The organism is Streptomyces sp. NPDC003720 (assembly GCF_042875075.1).
GTDB lineage: Bacteria > Actinomycetota > Actinomycetes > Streptomycetales > Streptomycetaceae > Streptomyces.
In genome coordinates this window covers 19,588-36,918 of sequence record NZ_JBIANZ010000007.1, presented here as the reverse complement: position 1 = coordinate 36,918, position 17,331 = coordinate 19,588, and the positions used below count along the sequence as shown (strand labels likewise).

The 17,331-nt window shown below is 73.6% G+C and carries 18 protein-coding genes; 15 read left to right on the top strand and 3 right to left on the bottom strand.

Translation table 11 applies throughout. From position 1 onward, the window contains the following. The first annotated feature begins 90 nt into the window (after nucleotides 1-90). From ACFYU0_RS19995 to ACFYU0_RS19975, 5 genes are all read left to right on the top strand, one after another. Nucleotides 91-1,116, top strand: a complete 1,026-nt coding sequence (locus tag ACFYU0_RS19995) for a LacI family DNA-binding transcriptional regulator (protein WP_351666132.1) — start codon at nucleotides 91-93, stop codon at nucleotides 1,114-1,116. Between the two features lie 142 nt (nucleotides 1,117-1,258). Beyond that, on the top strand, nucleotides 1,259-2,329 hold the full coding sequence (locus ACFYU0_RS19990) for a S1C family serine protease (RefSeq protein WP_389302880.1): 1,071 nt from the start codon (nucleotides 1,259-1,261) through the stop codon (nucleotides 2,327-2,329). Between the two features lie 31 nt (nucleotides 2,330-2,360). Further along, nucleotides 2,361-2,615 carry a hypothetical protein gene (locus tag ACFYU0_RS19985; protein ID WP_351666136.1) on the top strand — a complete coding sequence of 85 codons (255 nt, stop codon included), beginning with the start codon at nucleotides 2,361-2,363 and terminating at the stop codon, nucleotides 2,613-2,615. 91 nt (nucleotides 2,616-2,706) lie between these two features. Further along, nucleotides 2,707-3,441, top strand: a complete 735-nt coding sequence (locus ACFYU0_RS19980; RefSeq protein ID WP_351666138.1) for a response regulator transcription factor — start codon at nucleotides 2,707-2,709, stop codon at nucleotides 3,439-3,441. Continuing rightward, a complete protein-coding gene (locus ACFYU0_RS19975) occupies nucleotides 3,438-4,919 on the top strand; it encodes a HAMP domain-containing sensor histidine kinase (RefSeq protein WP_351666140.1) in 1,482 nt (493 codons plus the stop codon). Before ACFYU0_RS19980 ends, ACFYU0_RS19975 begins: the two co-directional genes overlap by 4 nt. Nucleotides 4,920-5,177: 258 nt before the next feature. Here ACFYU0_RS19975 and ACFYU0_RS19970 read toward each other — a convergent pair whose 3' ends face one another. Beyond that, nucleotides 5,178-6,977, bottom strand: coding sequence for a bifunctional metallophosphatase/5'-nucleotidase (locus ACFYU0_RS19970; RefSeq protein WP_389302875.1), 1,800 nt, complete (start codon nucleotides 6,975-6,977; stop codon nucleotides 5,178-5,180). 264 nt (nucleotides 6,978-7,241) lie between these two features. Here ACFYU0_RS19970 and mshD point away from each other — a divergent pair, with 264 nt between their 5' ends. The 8 genes from mshD to ACFYU0_RS19930 all read left to right on the top strand — a co-directional run bounded on the left by mshD (nucleotide 7,242) and on the right by ACFYU0_RS19930 (nucleotide 15,435). Beyond that, complete coding sequence (gene mshD, locus ACFYU0_RS19965; protein ID WP_389302872.1) at nucleotides 7,242-8,168, top strand: mycothiol synthase; 927 nt, start codon at nucleotides 7,242-7,244, stop codon at nucleotides 8,166-8,168. Between the two features lie 114 nt (nucleotides 8,169-8,282). Next, nucleotides 8,283-8,669: a GntR family transcriptional regulator gene (locus tag ACFYU0_RS19960; protein ID WP_351666146.1), complete on the top strand. Its 387-nt coding sequence runs from the start codon at nucleotides 8,283-8,285 to the stop codon at nucleotides 8,667-8,669. Continuing rightward, nucleotides 8,666-9,562 carry an ABC transporter ATP-binding protein gene (locus ACFYU0_RS19955; RefSeq protein WP_389302868.1) on the top strand — a complete coding sequence of 299 codons (897 nt, stop codon included), beginning with the start codon at nucleotides 8,666-8,668 and terminating at the stop codon, nucleotides 9,560-9,562. The genes ACFYU0_RS19960 and ACFYU0_RS19955 overlap by 4 nt, the downstream gene beginning before the upstream one ends. Beyond that, entirely contained in the window at nucleotides 9,559-10,584 is a 1,026-nt protein-coding gene (locus ACFYU0_RS19950) for an ABC transporter permease (RefSeq protein ID WP_389302865.1), read from the top strand. Before ACFYU0_RS19955 ends, ACFYU0_RS19950 begins: the two co-directional genes overlap by 4 nt. Beyond that, nucleotides 10,581-11,435: a hypothetical protein gene (locus ACFYU0_RS19945; RefSeq protein WP_389302862.1), complete on the top strand. Its 855-nt coding sequence runs from the start codon at nucleotides 10,581-10,583 to the stop codon at nucleotides 11,433-11,435. The genes ACFYU0_RS19950 and ACFYU0_RS19945 overlap by 4 nt, the downstream gene beginning before the upstream one ends. 245 nt (nucleotides 11,436-11,680) lie before the next feature. Then, on the top strand, nucleotides 11,681-13,912 hold the full coding sequence (locus ACFYU0_RS19940; RefSeq protein ID WP_389302859.1) for an RNA degradosome polyphosphate kinase: 2,232 nt from the start codon (nucleotides 11,681-11,683) through the stop codon (nucleotides 13,910-13,912). Further along, entirely contained in the window at nucleotides 13,893-15,005 is a 1,113-nt protein-coding gene (locus ACFYU0_RS19935) for a CHAD domain-containing protein (protein WP_389302856.1), read from the top strand. The genes ACFYU0_RS19940 and ACFYU0_RS19935 overlap by 20 nt, the downstream gene beginning before the upstream one ends. A gap of 28 nt (nucleotides 15,006-15,033) precedes the next feature. Next, entirely contained in the window at nucleotides 15,034-15,435 is a 402-nt protein-coding gene (locus tag ACFYU0_RS19930; protein WP_351666215.1) for an NUDIX hydrolase, read from the top strand. Between the two features lie 52 nt (nucleotides 15,436-15,487). Here ACFYU0_RS19930 and ACFYU0_RS19925 read toward each other — a convergent pair whose 3' ends face one another. Further along, nucleotides 15,488-15,661 (bottom strand): hypothetical protein, encoded by a 174-nt coding sequence (locus tag ACFYU0_RS19925; RefSeq protein WP_351666158.1) that lies wholly within the window; start codon nucleotides 15,659-15,661, stop codon nucleotides 15,488-15,490. A 101-nt stretch (nucleotides 15,662-15,762) separates the two neighbouring features. Between ACFYU0_RS19925 and ACFYU0_RS19920 the strand changes: the two genes are divergently transcribed. Beyond that, the gene (locus tag ACFYU0_RS19920) at nucleotides 15,763-16,656 is read left to right on the top strand and encodes a hypothetical protein (protein ID WP_389302853.1); all 894 of its coding nucleotides are present in this window, start codon (nucleotides 15,763-15,765) and stop codon (nucleotides 16,654-16,656) included. Between the two features lie 92 nt (nucleotides 16,657-16,748). Then, nucleotides 16,749-16,946, top strand: a complete 198-nt coding sequence (locus ACFYU0_RS19915) for a hypothetical protein (protein WP_143630875.1) — start codon at nucleotides 16,749-16,751, stop codon at nucleotides 16,944-16,946. Between the two features lie 19 nt (nucleotides 16,947-16,965). Here ACFYU0_RS19915 and ACFYU0_RS19910 read toward each other — a convergent pair whose 3' ends face one another. Next, nucleotides 16,966-17,271 (bottom strand): metal-sensitive transcriptional regulator, encoded by a 306-nt coding sequence (locus ACFYU0_RS19910; protein ID WP_201832899.1) that lies wholly within the window; start codon nucleotides 17,269-17,271, stop codon nucleotides 16,966-16,968. Nucleotides 17,272-17,331: the final 60 nt, after the last annotated feature.

The following is a 17,331-nucleotide window of genomic DNA, read 5'->3' as shown; positions in this document are numbered from 1 at the left end:
GGACGGCCGGGCCCGGCGGTGCGCCGCCGGCGCATGGCCGGGATGTGATACGCCCTGCCCGGAGCGGGTCAATCCGCGTAGACTCCGCGCGTGGCGAAGGTGACTCGTGATGACGTGGCACGGCTGGCTGGGACCTCCACCGCCGTCGTCAGTTATGTCATCAACAACGGACCCCGGCCGGTCGCCCCGGCCACGCGCGAGCGTGTCCTCGCGGCGATCAAGGAGCTGGGGTACCGGCCCGACCGGGTCGCCCAGGCCATGGCCTCGCGCCGGACGGACCTGATAGGCCTCATCATCCCGGACGCCCGCCAGCCCTTCTTCGGGGAGATGGCGCACGCGGTCGAGCAGGCCGCATCCGAGCGCGGGAAGATGGTCCTGGTCGGCAACACCGACTACATCGCCGAACGCGAGGTCCACTATCTGCGGGCGTTCCTCGGCATGCGGGTCTCCGGCCTCATCCTCGTCTCGCACGCCCTGAACGACCAGGCCGCCGCCGAGATCGACGCGTGGGACGCCCGGGTGGTGCTGCTGCACGAGCGCCCGGAGGCGATCGACGACGTCGCCGTCGTCACCGACGACCTGGGCGGCGCCCAGCTCGCCGTGCGGCACCTGCTGGAGCACGGCTACGAGTACGTGGCCTGCATGGGCGGCACGGCGCAGACACCGGCCGTCGGCGACCCGGTCTCCGACCACGTCGAGGGCTGGAAGCGGGCGATGGACGAGGCGGGCATCCCCACCGAGGGCCGGCTCTACGAGGCTCCGTACAACCGCTACGACGCCTACCGGGTGGCCCTCGAGGTGCTCGCGGGGCCGGACCGCCCGCCCGCCTTCTTCTGCTCCACCGACGACCAGGCGATCGGCCTGCTGCGGGCCGCCCGCGAGCTGCGCATCGACGTGCCCGGCGAGCTGGCGGTGGCCGGGTTCGACGACATCAAGGAGGCGGCGCTCGCCGACCCGCCGCTGACCACGGTCGCCTCGGACCGCTCGGCGATGGCCCGGGCCGCGGTGGACCTGGTCCTGGACGACGGACTGCGGGTGGCCGGATCCCGGCGCGAGCGACTGAAGACGTTCCCGTCGCGGCTGGTGGTGCGCACGTCCTGCGGCTGCTCGGAGTGAGGGCCCCGGCGCATATCTGAGGAGCGGGTGAGAGCCCGCTCCGAGCGGGCGGAAGCGTCTTTACATCGGGCAAACGAGGTTCTGCCGGGCTTCTCAGGGAGCACTCAGGCGGCTCTCATGGTCGCGGGACATCCTCATTGTCATGACCGAGAGCCTCCGCCGCAGCGGCGAGTACGAGTACGAGGGCCCCCAGGGCGCCCACGCCCGGCAGCACGTCTACTCCGCTCCCGTGAACCCCGAGTGGCCGCCCCCGCCGGCGTACGAGCCCGCGGCGGCCACGGTCCCGGCGCCGGGCGCCGAGCCGGTCACCGCACCGGCCGCCGTACCCGCCGGGAAGCGCCCCCGGGGACCGATAGCGCTGCTCGCCGCCGTGGCGATCGTCGCGGCCGCGGTGGGCGGCGGCACCGCCTACGCCTTCCAGGAGCTGACCGGCAAGGACACCGTCGCCTCGGCCGGCGCCACGACCACCGTGGTCCCCGCCGGCAAGAGGGGCGACGTCGCCGCCATCGCCTCGGCCGTGAGCCCCAGCGTCGTCGAGATCCGGGCGACCCTCGGCAACGGCTCGTCCACCGGCTCCGGTGTGATCACCACCTCCGGCGGCGAGATCGTCACCAACAACCACGTCGTCTCCGGCGCCTCCACGATCAAGGTGCGCACCAGCGACGGCAAGAGCTACACCGCCGGCGTCGTCGGCACCGACAGCTCCAAGGACCTCGCGCTGATCAAGCTGCGGGGGGCCTCCGGGCTGACGGCCGCCGCGCTGGGCGACTCCTCCGGCGTCCAGGTCGGCGACTCGGTCGTCGCGATCGGCTCCCCCGAGGGCCTCACCGGCACCGTCACCAGCGGCATCGTCTCCGCGCTCGACCGGGACGTGACCGTCTCCACCGACGAGAGCCAGGGCCAGAACCAGGGCCAGGACGACGGCGGCCAGTGGCCGTTCCAGTTCGGCGGCCGCCAGTTCAACGGCGACACCGGCTCCTCCACGACGACCTACAAGGCGATCCAGACCGACGCCTCGCTGAACCCCGGCAACTCCGGCGGCGCGCTGATCGACTCGAACGGCCGCGTCATCGGCATCAACTCCGCGATGTACTCGTCGAGTTCGCAGGCCTCCTCGTCCTCGGACGCGGGCAGCGTCGGGCTCGGCTTCGCGATCCCCGTCAACACCGTCAAGTCCGACCTCGCCAAGCTGCGGGCCGGCTCGACCAGCTGACCGACCCACCCGGCACAGTAGGGAGCACGTCATGATCACTCAGGTCTCGCACAGTGACGTCACCGGCACCGGCCCGGCCGCCCTCGACCTCCCGCTCGCGGTGGCGCACGAGCTGCACGCCCCCGCCGCCGGCCCCCGCGTCCCGGAGGTGGCCGTACCGGCCCCCGAGCTGATGGGCCTGCGCACCTCCGCCGACCGTCCGCACCGCCGCAAGGTGCCGCTGCGCCGGCTGAGCGCGGTGCACCAGCTCGGCGCGGCACGCGGCCTGAGCATGCTGGGCTCCTGAGCCCGGCGTGCGTGCCCCGCGCCACCCGGGCGTGCGAGGCTGAGAGCCAGCCCGTCCACCCGACCCACCGCACCCCGAGGAACCGCGAGCGATGAGCCCCGCCGAAGGCGACCGTGACCCCCAGCGCATCCTGATCGTCGACGACGAGCCCGCCGTGCGCGAGGCACTGCAGCGCAGCCTCGCCTTCGAGGGGTACGGCACCGAGGTCGCGGTCGACGGCGCGGACGCCCTGGAGAAGGCGGCCGCGTACCGGCCGGACCTGGTGGTGCTGGACATCCAGATGCCCCGCATGGACGGCCTGACCGCGGCCCGCCGGATCCGGGGCGCCGGGGACACCACCCCGATCCTCATGCTCACGGCCCGCGACACGGTGGGCGACCGGGTGACGGGGCTGGACGCCGGGGCCGACGACTACCTGGTCAAGCCCTTCGAGCTGGACGAGCTGTTCGCCCGTATCCGCGCGCTGCTGCGGCGCAGCTCGTACGCGGCGGACGTGTCGTCCGAGGCCCTCGCGGACGAGGCGCTGACCTTCGGCGACCTGCGCATGAACGTCGCCACCCGGGAGGTCACCCGGGGCGGCCGGCAGGTGGAACTGACCCGCACGGAGTTCACGCTCCTGGAGATGTTCATGGCCCACCCGCGCCAGGTCCTGACCCGCGAGCAGATCCTGAAGGCCGTCTGGGGCTTCGACTTCGAGCCCTCCTCCAACTCGCTGGACGTCTACGTCATGTACCTGCGCCGCAAGACCGAGGCGGGCGGCGAGCCGCGGCTGGTGCACACCGTCCGGGGCGTCGGGTACGTACTGCGGCAGGGCGGCGCGGAGTGAGGCGGCTGGCGCGCCGCTACCGGGCGCTGCCGATCCGGGCCCGGCTGGCGATGCTGGTCGCGGCGGCGGTGGCGTTCGCGGTGGCGGCGGTCTCGGTGACGTGCTGGTTCATCGTGGAGCGCAAGCTGTACGACCAGGTCGACGCCGATCTGCAGAAGGTCTCGGAGCCGCAGCGGCTGGTGAACATCGTCTCCACGCTGGAGTCGTGCCCGCAGACCCCCGGCGACGCCGGACTCGGCGACTTCCACGCGCACGGCAACTACTACTACATCCAGCTCGTGAAGCAGAACGGCACCGCCTGTGTGTCCTCCAACTCCGCCGGCCGGGTGAAGACCACCTCCGCCGACACCGACGTCATCGCCCGGGCGGACGACCAGGACGGGCTGCTGCACGACGGCATCCTGCGCGACGGCACCGACTCCGACGGCAACGCGGTGCGGGTGCTGACCCAGCCGCTGACGTTCAGTCCGGGGCCCGGGACGCAGCCCCAGATGTACCCCAACACGGCCCTGATGGTCGCCATACCGCTGAAGAACACCCAGGACACGCTGAAGGACCTCGCCCTGATCCTGCTCCTCGTCTCCGGTATCGGAGTCGTCGGGGCCGGCGCGGCGGGACTCGCGGTGGCCCGGGCGGGGCTGCGCCCGGTCGACAAGCTCACCGAGGCCGTCGAGCACGTGGCCCGGACCGAGGACCTCGGCATCCGCATCCCCGTCGACGACGACAGCGAGGACGAGGTGGCGCGGCTCTCGCGCTCCTTCAACTCGATGACCACCGCGCTGGCCGGGTCCCGCGACCTCCAGCAGCAGCTCATCGCGGACGCCGGCCACGAGCTGCGCACCCCCCTCACCTCGCTGCGCACGAACATCGAGCTGCTCACCCGCAGCGAGGAGACGGGCCGCCCGCTGCCCCCGGAGGACCGCAAGGCGCTGCTCGCCTCGGTGAAGGCGCAGATGACGGAGCTGGCCGCGCTGATCGGCGACCTGCAGGAGCTGTCCCGCTCGGAGGGCCAGCGGGGCGAGCGCGTCCAGGTGGTGTCCTTCCAGGACACCGTCGAGGCGGCCCTGCGCCGGGCCCGTCTGCGCGGCCCCGAACTGACCATCACGGCGGACCTCGAGCCCTGGTACGTCCGCGCGGAACCCTCCGCGCTGGAGCGGGCGGTGGTCAACGTCCTCGACAACGCGGTGAAGTTCAGCCCGGAGGGCGGCACCGTCGAGGTGCGGCTGGCCGAGGGCGTCCTGACGGTCCGCGACCACGGCCCCGGCATCCCCGCCGACGAACTCCCGCACGTCTTCGACCGCTTCTGGCGCTCCCCCAGCGCCCGCGCCCTGCCCGGCTCCGGCCTCGGCCTGTCCATCGTGGCCCGCACGGTCCAGCAGGCGGGCGGCGAGGTCTCGCTGGCCCGGGCGGAGGGCGGCGGCACGACCGCCACGATCCGCCTCCCGGGCGCGGCCACGGCTCCGCCGGAGTCCGTGTAACCCGCCCCGCCCCTTACCGGCGGTGCCGCTCAGGACCGGCGTCTGCTGCGGCAGCAGCGCGACCTGTTCGCCCGGACCCGCGGTGCAGCCGACGCCCCGCAGGGCGGGGCGGCGGGAGTCCGGGGGGGCGGAGAGACGCCCTCGAAGTCGGTCAGACCTCAGTGAAATGGCCCTGAGAAGGATTCTCAGGGCCATTTCGGAACCGGCGAGGCATTCACACGGAAACCACGGGACGGGACGCGGCCCGGCGCACGGCGGCTACCGCGTGATCGTCACGCGGTCCGCCTTCGGCGGCGCGATCGGGGCGGCGGCCGAGGAGTTGGCCGTCAGGTAGTCCGCAAGGGCGGCCAGGTCGTCGCTGCCGACCAGGTCGTTCGTGCCCTGCCCCAGGGTGGGGAAGCCGTCGCCGCCGCCCGCCAGGAAGCTGTTGGTGGCGACGCGGTAGGTGGCCGACGGGTCGATGGCGGCGCCGTTCAGCCGGATGGAGTCGGTGACCACGCGGTCCGCCCCGGACTTGGTCATGTCGAGCGTGTAGGTGAGTCCGGCCGACGGCTGGAGGATCTTCGGAGCCGCCTCGTTGGGTCCGCTCACCTGCTCCTTGAGCACCTGGACGAGCTGGGCTCCGGTGAAGTCCTGGAGGTTCACGGTGTTGGCGAAGGGCTGGACCGTGAAGCCCTCCGCGTAGGTGACGACCCCGTCGCCCTCGGCGCCCTTGGCCGCGTAGGTCAGGCCCGCGCGCACACCGCCCGGGTTCATCAGGGCGAGGCTGGTCTTCGGGTCCAGCTGCTTGCCGTGGGCGAGCTGCGCGTCGGCGATCAGGTCGCCCATGGGGGACTCGGTGCCGGTGTTGTTGATGTCACCGGAGATGTAGCCGATGGGCCGGTTGCCGATCGGGGCGGCCAGGGTGTTCCACTTCGAGATCAGCCCGGTCATGTCCGCCGCCTTGGGGACGTCCCGGGAGACCACGTGGTTCGCGGACTTCACGGCCGTGCGCACGATGTCACCGGTGCGGTGGTCGTAGGTGAGCGTGGTGTCCGTGTACAGACGGCCGAAGGAGGCCGCGGAGGTGACCATGCGGGGCCGGCCCGACGGGTCGGGGATCGTGCAGACGTAGGCGTTGTGGGTGTGGCCGGTGACGAGCGCGTCGACCGCCGGCGAGACGTTCTTCGCGATGTCCACGATCGGGCCGGAGATGCCGGAGCCCGCGCCCGCGGAGTCGCAGTCGTAGTTGTAGGAGCCGGAGGCCGGGAAACCGCCCTCGTGGATCAGGGCCACGATCGACTGCACGCCCTGGCGCTGGAGCACCTTGGCGTACTTGTTGATCGTCTCGGTCTCGTCCTTGAACTTCAGACCCTTGACGCCGTCCGCGGAGACGATGTCGGGGGTCCCCTCCAGCGTGACGCCGATGAAGCCGATCTTGACGTCCTTCTTCTTCCACACCCAGTAGGGCTTGAGGATCGGCCGGTCCGTCTTCTCGTTCAGGACGTTGGCGGTGAGGTACGGGAAGTCGGCGCCCTGGAACTCGCCGTCGCCGTAGCAGCCGTCCGTGGGGTGGCAGCCGCCGTTCTGCAGGCGGGCCAGTTCCCGCGCGCCCTCGTCGAACTCGTGGTTGCCGACCGAGGTGACGTCCAGCTTCAGCTTGTTGAGCGCCTCGATGGTCGGCTCGTCGTGGAAGAGCCCGGACAGCAGCGGGGAGGCGCCCACCATGTCGCCGCCGGCCGCGGTGATGGAGTACGGGTGGCCCTCGCGGGCCTGGCGCAGATGGGTGGCGAGGTACTCGGCGCCGCCCGCGTCGATCGTCTTCGTGGTGCCGTCCGGCTGGAGTTCGGTGACCCGGCCGGAGGAGCCGGACGGGGGCTCCAGGTTGCCGTGCAGGTCGTTGAAGGACAGGAGCTGTACGTCCTGGTAGCGGCTCGAACCGCCGTGCCCGTGGCCGTCCTTGCCGGAGTGCGCCTGCGCGGGCAGGGCGGCGGCCAGGCCTGCGGCGGTGGCGAGAGCGGCGGTGGTGGCGAGGAGGCCGTAGGTCCTGCGTCTGGTGCGCCGGGGTGCGGCTGACATGTAACCCCCCTGTGGGTCGGCTGGGGCGCGTGGCCCCCGTTCGCCGCGCAGCCTAAGGTCAACGCGCGTAGCGCGACAGGGGGTTCGTGGTTACGTCCTGGTTTCCCTTTGCCGTCCTTCTCCCCTCACCGCACCGGAACCCGCCCCCTCCGCCCCGCCGGGACCCCCGCCTCCGCCCCGCCGGCCCCCTCCCTCCGCCGCACCGGGACTTCCCCCTTCCGCGGTACCGGGACTTCGCTCCGGCGGCCCCGTACCCTCGTACGCATGAGCAGCGACGACACCGTACGGCCGGTCCCCTCCCGTTCCCTCGAGACCCGCTCCGCGCTCGACCCGGAGCAGGCCGAGGCCGTGCTCGAACTGCTCGCCGAGGCCGCCCGCGTCGACGGGCAGCAGCCGGTGTCCGAGCAGGGCCGGCTGCAGCTCCACGGCGGCCCGCGCGAGGGCGTGTCGCACCTGCTGCTGACCGCCGGGGGCGAACTGGTCGGGTACGGCCAGCTGGAGGACACCGACCCGGTGGAGGCGCCGGCCGCCGAACTGGTCGTCCACCCGGCGCACCGCGGGCACGGGCACGGCCGGGCGCTGGGCTCGGCGGTGCTCGCCGCCTCGGGCAAGCGGCTGCGGGTGTGGGCGCACGGCGGGCACTCCGCCGCCCGGCATCTCGCCCAGGTGCTCGGCCTCACCCTGTTCCGTGAACTGCGCCAGATGCGGCGGCCCTTGACCGACCCGGAGCTGTCCGAGCCGGTGCTGCCGGAGGGCGTGAGCGTGCGGCCCTTCGTGCCCGGCAAGGACGACGCGGCCTGGCTCGCGGTCAACGCGGCCGCGTTCGCGCACCACCCCGAGCAGGGCTCGCTGACCCAGCGCGACCTGGACGACCGCAAGGCCCTGCCGTGGTTCGACCCGGCCGGGTTCTTCCTGGCGGAGCGGCGCGGGGAGCTGGTGGGCTTCCACTGGACCAAGGTGCACGCCGAGGAGGCGCTCGGCGAGGTGTACGTGCTCGGCGTCCGGCCGGGCGAGCAGGGCGGCGGGCTCGGCAAGGCCCTGACCCTGATCGGCCTGCGCCACCTGGCGGCGCAGGGGCTGCCGACGGCGATGCTCTACGTCGACGCCGACAACAAGGCTGCGGTCGCGGTGTACGAGCGGCTCGGCTTCACGACGTACGAGACCGACCTGATGTACCGCACGGAAACCTGACGAACCGGGGCGCGGACGGCGCCCGGCGCGCACCCGAGGGGTGGCCGGCTTGACGGCCACCCCTCTCTTGCACCACCCTTTCACTACTCAATTAGTGAAAGGGTGGTTCAACGCGTGGTCGAATACCGCATCGACCGGCACAGCGGGGTCGCCACCTACGTCCAGATCGTCCAGCAGACCAAACAGGCCCTCCGGCTGGGCCTGCTGCGCCCGGGCGACCGGCTGCCGACGGCCCGCGAGGTCGTCGAGGCCACCGCCATCAACCCCAACACGGTCCTCAAGGCCTACCGCGAGCTGGAGCGGGAGGGCCTGGTCGAGGCGCGGCGCGGACTGGGCACCTTCGTCCGCCGCTCGCTGGGCGCCGCCCCCGCCGACTCCCCCCTGCGGGCGGAGCTGGAGCAGTGGACGGCGCGGGCCGCCGAGGCGGGCCTGGACCGGGACGACGTGGCGGCCCTCTTCACCGCCGTACTCGACAAGCACTTCCAGGGAGAACGTTCATGAGCGACACGGCTCTGGAGGCCACCGGCCTCGGCAAGCGCTTCGGGCGCAGGGGAGGCTGGGCGCTGCGCGAGTGCGGCTTCCGGCTGCCCGCCGGGCGGGTGTGCGCCGTCGTCGGGCCCAACGGCGCCGGCAAGTCCACGCTGCTCGCCCTCGCCGCGGGGCTGCTCCCCGCCACCGAGGGCCGGCTGACCGTGCTCGGCGCCGCGCCCGCCGCGGCCCGTGCCCGGGTGGGCTACGTCGCCCAGGACAAGCCGCTGTACCCGCAGCTCACGGTCGCCGAGACGCTGCGCATGGGCGCCGACCTCAACCCCGAGCGCTGGGACGCGGGGACCGCCGACCGGATCGTGGCCGCCGGCCCGCTGGATCCCGGGGCCCGCATACGCGCGCTGTCCGGCGGCCAGCGCACCCGGGTCGCGCTCGCCCTGGCCCTCGGCAAGCGCCCCGAACTGCTGCTCCTGGACGAGCCGATGGCCGACCTGGACCCGCTCGCCCGGCACGAGCTGATGGGCGCCCTGATGGCCGAGGCCGCCCAGCACGGCACCACGATCGTGATGTCCTCGCACGTGGTCGCCGAGCTGGAGGACTCCTGCGACCACCTGCTGCTGGTCGGCGACGGCCGGGTCCGGCTGGCCGGCGAGATCGACGACCTGCTCGCCGCCCACCTGCGGGTCAGCGGGCCCGCCGAGAACACGCGCCTGGACGCGCACACCGTGGTCGAGGACCGGGTCACCGGCCGCCAGCGGACCGCGCTGATCCGCCCCGCCGGCCCGCTCGGCGGCGACTGGCGCTCCTCGGCGCCCACCCTGGAGGAACTGGTCCTCGCCCATCTGCGCAACCCGCAGGCCCCCGCCCTCACCACCGCGCCGGCCGCGACCGAGGAGAGCGCCGCATGAGCGCCGCCACCGCCCCGGCCGCCGTCCGGAACCCCGCCGCGCGGCCCCGCACGGCCCGCTGGCTGCTGCGCCTGCACCGCCCCGCGCTCGTCGTCTGGACCGGCCTGGCGGTCCTCGGCGCCGCGCTGCTGCTGTGGCTCGCCGGACCGCTCACCGACGCGGCCGCGGAGGGCTGGCGGCAGTACAACGCCTGCGAGTGGTCCGAGAAGTGCCCCTACGCCCAGGACGCGATCCTGCGCTACAAGGACGTCTACAACTACCTCACGCTGTCCCTCGCCGCGCTGCCGTTCCTCGTGGCCGCCTGGGCCGGAGCCGCGCTCACCGGCCGCGAGCTGGAGTCCGGCACCGCCCGCCTCGCCTGGACCCAGGGCATCACGCCCGTCCGCTGGCTGGCGACCCGGCTGGCCCTGCCCGCCGCCGCGGTCGCCGCGGGCACGAGCCTGCTGGTGTTCCTGCACCGCCGGGCCTGGTCGGCCGCCGACGGCCGTGTCGACACCGTCAAGAGCTGGGCCGACTTCTGGACCTTCCACACCAACGGCCCCACCACCGTCGCCCTCGCCCTGGCCGCCCTCGCCGGGGGCGCCCTCACCGGCCTGGCCCTGGGCCGCGCCCTGCCCGCGCTCGCCGTCTCCGTCGGCCTCACCGCGGGCGTCTGGGGCTTGGCGCAGTGGCTCATGCCGCACCTGTGGCCGCCCGTCACCCGGGTGACCGGCCTCGAACGCGGTTACGCCGCCCCCTACTCCGGCGTGGAGGTCGCCAGGGGCCTGGTCACCCGCGGCGGCGGGCACATCCCCGAGCCCGAGTGCTACGCGGCCACCACGGAAGGGTGCGCGCGGGCGTTCCGCGAGCAGGGCGCCGTCGGCTGGTTCCACACCTACCACCCCGCCTCCCACTACTGGCCGCTCCAGCTCACCACCAGCGCCCTCGTGCTGGCCCTGGCCGCCGTGTTCGCCCTGGCCGCGTTCCGCGTGCTCGGGCGCCTGGCCGGGTCGTCACGGGCCGGGAAGGCGGCCGCCGCGTGAGGGCCGTCCTCCAGGGCCTGCCCCGCACCGTGCTGCGGCTGCACCGCACCGCCCTGCTCGGGTGGGCCGCCGCCGTCGCCGCCCTGACCGGCTGGCTGGTGTGGCTGAACGAGGTCACCGCCGGCTCCGTCCTGGACTCCCTGGCCCGGTGCCGCCGCACCGGCCTGTGCCACGACGCCTTCACCGGCCTCGGCTACAGCGAGCCGACCGGCTGGATCGGCACCCTCGTCAGCCACAGCTTCCTCGCCGTCGCCGCCTTCGCGGGCGGCGCGCTGATCGGCCGGGAACTGGAGTCCGGCACCGCCCGCCTCGCCTGGACCCAGGGCGTCACGCCCACCCGCTGGCTGACCGCCAAGCTCGCCCTGCCGGCCCTGGCCGTCACGGCCGGCGGCACCGTCCTGGTGCTCGTGTACCGCTGGGGCTGGGGAGCCCACCGCTCCCTCATGGGCGACCGGTGGTCCACCGGCGACGTCTTCGTCGCCCGCGGCCCGCTCACCGTGGCGTACGGCCTGTGCGCGCTGGCCGTCGGCGCCCTCGCGGCGCTGCTGCTGCGCCGGACCCTGGCCGCGCTCGGCGCCGCCGTCGCCGCGACGTGGCTGGTCGACGTGCTGCTCACCGAGTACCGCGCGGATCTGTGGCCGAAGCTCACCCGCACCTCCCCGACGCCGTTCACGCTGCCGGACGGCGCCTGGCAGGTGGACCGGGGACGGAACGCCGGCGGCGAATTCGCCGTCTACCACCCCGCGTCCCACTTCTGGCCTCTGCACCTCGTGGAGACGGGCGTCGTGCTGGCCCTGACCACGCTGGCGACGACGGCCGCCTTCCTGGTGCTGCGCCGCCGGGCCGCCTGAGCAGACCCGGGTGCGCGTCCCTTCCACGGGGGGAGGGACGCGCACCCGGGGGCCGCTCCGCGATATCCGGGACGTCATGTCTCCGTAACCATCGATTCAGACTGGCTTGCGACGCTCGGCCAATGAAGCCCGCCGTGCCAGAGCCTTCGCCGCCCCCCGAGGGGCTCGCGGTGAACGGAGCCGTGACGCTCCCGCCCGCACGTTCCGACGCGCCTGTCTCGCGCGTGGCGCGGAAGAATGGTGTCATGAGTCAGCAAGACACCCAGGCAGAGGCCCAGCACACGCAGCCCTCCGTGGGCTCCATCGCCGCGCACCGGTCACATACGGTCGCCGCGACCGTTTCCGACCTGGAACCCGACCTCGACGCCGACCTCGACGCCTACGAAGAGGCGCCGAACGACGGGGCGCCGCTGCCCCAGGGTCGTTTCCTGGACCGGGAGCGAAGCTGGCTCGCCTTCAACGAACGCGTCCTCGAACTGGCCGAGGACCCGAACACCCCCCTGCTGGAGCGCGCCAACTTCCTGGCGATCTTCGCCAGCAACCTGGACGAGTTCTTCATGGTCCGGGTGGCGGGCCTGAAGCGCCGCATCGCCACCGGTGTCGCCACCCGCTCCGCGTCCGGCCTCCAGCCGCGCGAGGTGCTGGAGATGATCTGGGCCCGCTCGCGCGAGCTGATGGCCAGGCACGCCGCCTGCTACCACGAGGACGTGGCCCCCGCGCTCGCCGACGAGGGCATCCACCTGGTCCGGTGGAACGAGCTGGCCGAGAAGGAGCAGGCACGCCTCTTCACGCTCTTCCGGCACCAGATCTTCCCCGTGCTCACCCCGCTGGCCGTCGACCCCGCGCACCCCTTCCCGTACATCTCCGGCCTGTCCCTGAACCTGGCCGTCATCGTGCGCAACCCGGTCAGCGGCAACAAGCACTTCGCCCGCGTGAAGGTGCCGCCGCTGCTGTCCCGCTTCCTGGAGGCCGCCCCGGGCCGCTACGTCCCGCTCGAGGACGTCATCGCCGCGCACCTGGAGGAGCTGTTCCCGGGCATGGAGGTGCTGGAGCACCACGCCTTCCGGCTCACCCGCAACGAGGACCTCGAGGTCGAGGAGGACGACGCCGAGAACCTGCTCCAGGCCCTGGAGAAGGAGCTCATGCGGCGCCGCTTCGGGCCGCCGGTGCGCCTGGAGGTCGAGGAGTCCATCGACCGCGAGGTGCTGGACCTGCTGGTCCGCGAGCTGAAGATCACCGAGGCCGAGGTGTACCCGCTGCCCGGCCCCCTGGACCTCACCGGTCTCTTCCGCATCCACAGCCTCGACCGGCCGGAGCTGAAGTACCCGAAGTTCGTCGCGGGCACCAACCGCGACCTGGCCGAGGTGGAGTCCGCCTCCGCGCCGGACATCTTCGCCGCCCTGCGCACCCGTGACGTGCTGCTGCACCACCCGTACGACTCCTTCTCCACCTCCGTGCAGGCCTTCCTGGAGCAGGCGGCCGGCGACCCGGACGTGCTGGCGATCAAGCAGACCCTGTACCGCACCTCCGGCGACTCCCCGATAGTCGACGCGCTCATCGACGCCGCCGAGTCCGGCAAGCAGGTCCTCGTCCTGGTCGAGATCAAGGCCCGCTTCGACGAGCACGCCAACATCAAGTGGGCGCGCAAGCTGGAGGAGGCCGGCTGCCACGTGGTCTACGGCCTGGTCGGTCTCAAGACCCACTGCAAGCTCTCCCTGGTGGTCCGTCAGGAGGGCGAGACCCTCCGCCGCTACAGCCACGTCGGCACCGGCAACTACCACCCGAAGACGGCCCGGCTGTACGAGGACCTCGGCCTGCTCACCGCCGACCCCCAGGTCGGCGCGGACCTCTCCGACCTCTTCAACCGGCTGTCCGGCTACTCCCGCCGGGAGACCTACCGCCGCCTCCTGGTCGCCCCCAAGTCGCTGCGCGACGGCCTGATAGCGCGCATCGAAAAGGAGGCCCAGCACCACCGGGCCGGCCGCCCCGCCTTCGTGCGCATCAAGGTCAACTCGATGGTCGACGAGGCGGTCATCGACGCGCTGTACCGCGCCTCCCAGGCCGGCGTCCCGGTGGACGTGTGGGTGCGGGGCATCTGCGCCGTCCGCCCCGGCGTCGCGGGCCTGTCGGAGAACATCCGGGTCCGCTCCATCCTCGGCCGCTTCCTCGAGCACTCCCGGGTGTTCGGCTTCGGCAACGGCGGCGAGCCCGAGGTGTGGATCGGCAGCGCCGACATGATGCACCGCAACCTCGACCGACGCATCGAGGCCCTGGTCCGGGTCACCGACCCCGGCCACCGGGCGGCCCTGAACCGGCTGCTCGACACCGGCATGTCCGACACCACCGCCTCCTGGCACCTCGGCCCCGACGGCGAGTGGACCCGGCACGCGACCGACGCCGACGGACAGCCCCTGCGCAACGTCCAGGAGATGCTCATAGACGCCCGGAGGCGCCGGCGTGGCACAGCAACACCCTGACCCGACGGACCCCACGGCCCAGGCGGTGACCGGGGACGCCCTCGCGGGCTACCTCCGCGCCCGGGCCACGGAGTTCCTCCGCGCGCTGCGCACGCACCGGGAGACCGGCGGCACGACCGCGGGCGCGGAGGAGTCCGTCGACGCGGCGCTGCTGCTGCGCCGCTCGGCCCGCCGCATCAGCGCCAGCCTGCACACCTTCCGGCCGCTGCTCGACCCGGACTGGTCCGAGGAGCTGCGCCCGGAACTGGCCTGGCTGTCGGGCACCCTGAAACTGGAGCACGCCTACGAGGCCCGTCTGGAACGGCTGCTGCAGGCCCTGAACCGGCTCTCGGGCACCGCGGCGCTGCCGCCCCGGCCCGTGGCCGCGGTGGCCTTCGGCACCCTGCCCGCCGGGGCGGCGCTCGTCCCGGCGGACGCGGGTCCGCCCGGGCCGGGCGGGACCGCCCGGCCGGCGTCCGCCCCGGAACGGGGCAGTCTGACGGTCGGCGCGGCCAAGGCGGGGGCCCTGCTGGAACGCCAGCTCACCCTCGCCCGGACCCGGGCCCACTCCACCGCCCTGCAGGCCCTCGGCTCCTCCCGCTTCCACGCGGTCGCCGACAAGGTGGCCTTACTGGCGAGCGAGGTCCCGCTCACCCCTCACGCGCCCGGCGCCGCGCTGCACCCCCTCGCCGCGGCGGCCGAGGAACGCCTCACCCAGGCCGTCACCGCCCTGCCGCTGCTCACCGCGGGCCACCCCTACAACGCGGAGGCCCTCGTCCACGGCCTGTCCCCGGACCCGTCCCCGCACCCCCAGGACGGCCCCTGGCACCAGGTCCGCCTGCTGCTGCGCCTGCACCGCTACGCCCGCGAGGTGCTGCACGGCGGCAACTCCCCCGTCGACGTGACGCTGCTGACGGCGGGCCGGGCGCTGAACCGGCACCGGGACGCCTCGGAGGCCGCCGCGGCGGCGGCCCAGGCGGCCCGCACCCCCCGGATCGCCCCGGCCACGGCGTACGCGCTGGGCGTGCTCCACGCCGACCAGCGGCACGAGGTGGAGGCGGCCCGGTTCGCCTTCCAGCAGGCCTGGCAGAAGCAGACGGTCGGCGCGTCCTGAATCCACGCGAGGAGGCGGTGTGAACACCATGGTCGAGGCGGCGGGCTGCGTCCTGTGGCGCCGCTCGCCGGCCGCCGGCGGCCTGGAGCTCTGCCTGGTCCACCGGCCCAAGTACGACGACTGGTCCCACCCGAAGGGCAAGCTGAAGCGGGGCGAGGACGCGCTCGCGGGCGCCCTGCGCGAGGTCGCGGAGGAGACCGGGTACACGGCGGAGCCCGGCTCCGAGCTGCCGACCCTGAGCTACCTGGCCAACGGCCGTCCCAAACGGGTGCGTTACTGGGCGGCCGAGGCCACCGCGGGAGCCTTCGCCCCGAACGACGAGGTGGACCGCATCCTGTGGCTCTCCCCCGCCGAGGCCCGCCTCCGGCTGACCCAGCCCCGCGACCGCGACCTCGTCGAGGCCCTCACCCGCCGCCTCGAACACCGCTGACCCCCCGCCCGGGGTGCGGCCTGCCCACGGCCGCGCACCGGGGAGGTCCGCTTCACGCCGGCTCCGTGTGCGCCTCCGCGTCCGCTCTGGCGAGGCTGCGGGCACGGCGGGCCGGGCCGCGCCAGCCGCAGCTGCAGCGGGCCACGCAGAAGCGGCCCTGCTCGGTCGTCGTCGTGAGGTGTTCCTGCCCCTGCCGGGCTCGCCCCGGCCCGTCCTGCTGCACCACGGTGACAACGGTACGGCAGCGCGTGACGGTGCTCCCTACCGGTCGTTAACCCGGGAAGACAGGGGGCCCGTGACGGACCTACCGGCTGGGGGTTTCACGCGATGGATCGGCGGCAGTACAGGCGCGCGGGAAGGACCGCCCTCGCGGTGGGAGTCATGCTCGGGCTAGGGGCGGCCGCCACCGGGTGCACCGGTGACCGGGCCGCCGCCGAGGGCGCGCACGGCGCGGGCGGTGATCCGGTGGCCGTGCTGCGGCGGGCCGCCGACACCCTGCGCGAGGCGGGCAGTTCCAGGGCCGCCACGTCCATGGAGATGGCGACCGGCGGCACCCGGGTCACCATCCGCGGCCAGGGCGGCTACGACTTCAGACGCCGGCTCGGGCAGCTCACCGTGGTGCTGCCGGACGACCCGGCGGGCACCCCCGAGCACCGGCCCATCACCGAGCTCCTCGCACCGGGCGCCCTGTTCATGAAGAACCGGGGCGCGGGCGTGCCGGCGGACAAGTGGGTACGGGTGGAGACCGCCGGCCTGTCCGACGGCAACCTGGTGACCGGCGGCGCCACCGACCCGTACGCGGCGGCGGAGGTGCTGCGGGGCACGCGCACGGCCACGTACCTGGGGCGGACCGAGGTCGGCGGGACCCCGGTGCGGCACTACCGGGGCACGGCGGACCTGTCCCGCGCGTCGGCGGGCGCCTCGGCGGACAACCGGGCGTCGCTGGCCGCGGCGGCGAAGGGGTTCGCCACGGCGGACGTGCCGTTCGACGCCTACCTCGACGACCAGGGCCGCATCCGCAAGCTGCGCCAGCGCTTCAGCTTCGTCAACGGGCGCGAGAAGACTCCGGTGGCGGTCGCCTCGACCACGCTGCTGTCCGGGTTCGGCACCCCCGTCGACGTGCGGCTGCCGAGCCCCGGGGACATCTACGCGGGCCGCGTCGCCGAGAGCGCGGCCGGCCGGGAGACCGGCGCCGGGGGCGAGATCCAGTCAAGGCACTAGTCAGTGACGCGCCTGTCGAACTAGCCCGTCCGTGCCATGCGCGGTGTGTGGAGCGCTGCCTACTCTAGGAAGCCGGTGACGGCAGAGACGAGGTGACGCACGTGGCTCCGCTCGGCGGTACGGCAGTTCAGGACCACGTGGCCCTCGCCGAGATCGAACTGTGCGGGGAACTGATCATCGCCGCCTCGGCCGCCGAGGACCGGCTGAGCCTGGAGAGCATCGACGAGGTGCTGCGGGTGGCCGAGGAGCGGAAACCCGCCGATCGCCCCCGGGGCCGGGACCGGCGCTGACCCCGGCGGCGGGCCCGGATCAGGTGCGCAGCAGCCGGCCGATCGCCTTCGTCGCCTCGTCCACCTTGGCCTCGATCTCGTCCCCGCCCTTGAGGGCCGCGTCCGCCACGCAGTGCCGCAGGTGCTCCTCCAGCAGTTGCAGGGCGAAGGACTGCAGGGCCTTGGTGGAAGCCGACACCTGGGTGAGTATGTCGATGCAGTACGTGTCCTCCTCCACCATGCGCTGCAGGCCGCGGATCTGGCCCTCGATGCGGCGCAGCCGCTTGAGGTGCTCGTCCTTCTGTTTGTGGTAACCGTGCGTGGCGCCGGCCTCGGTCGTCGTCATCACGGGCCTCCATGTCGGGACGAGCTGCGGATACATACCCCTACTGGGTATATGGTAACG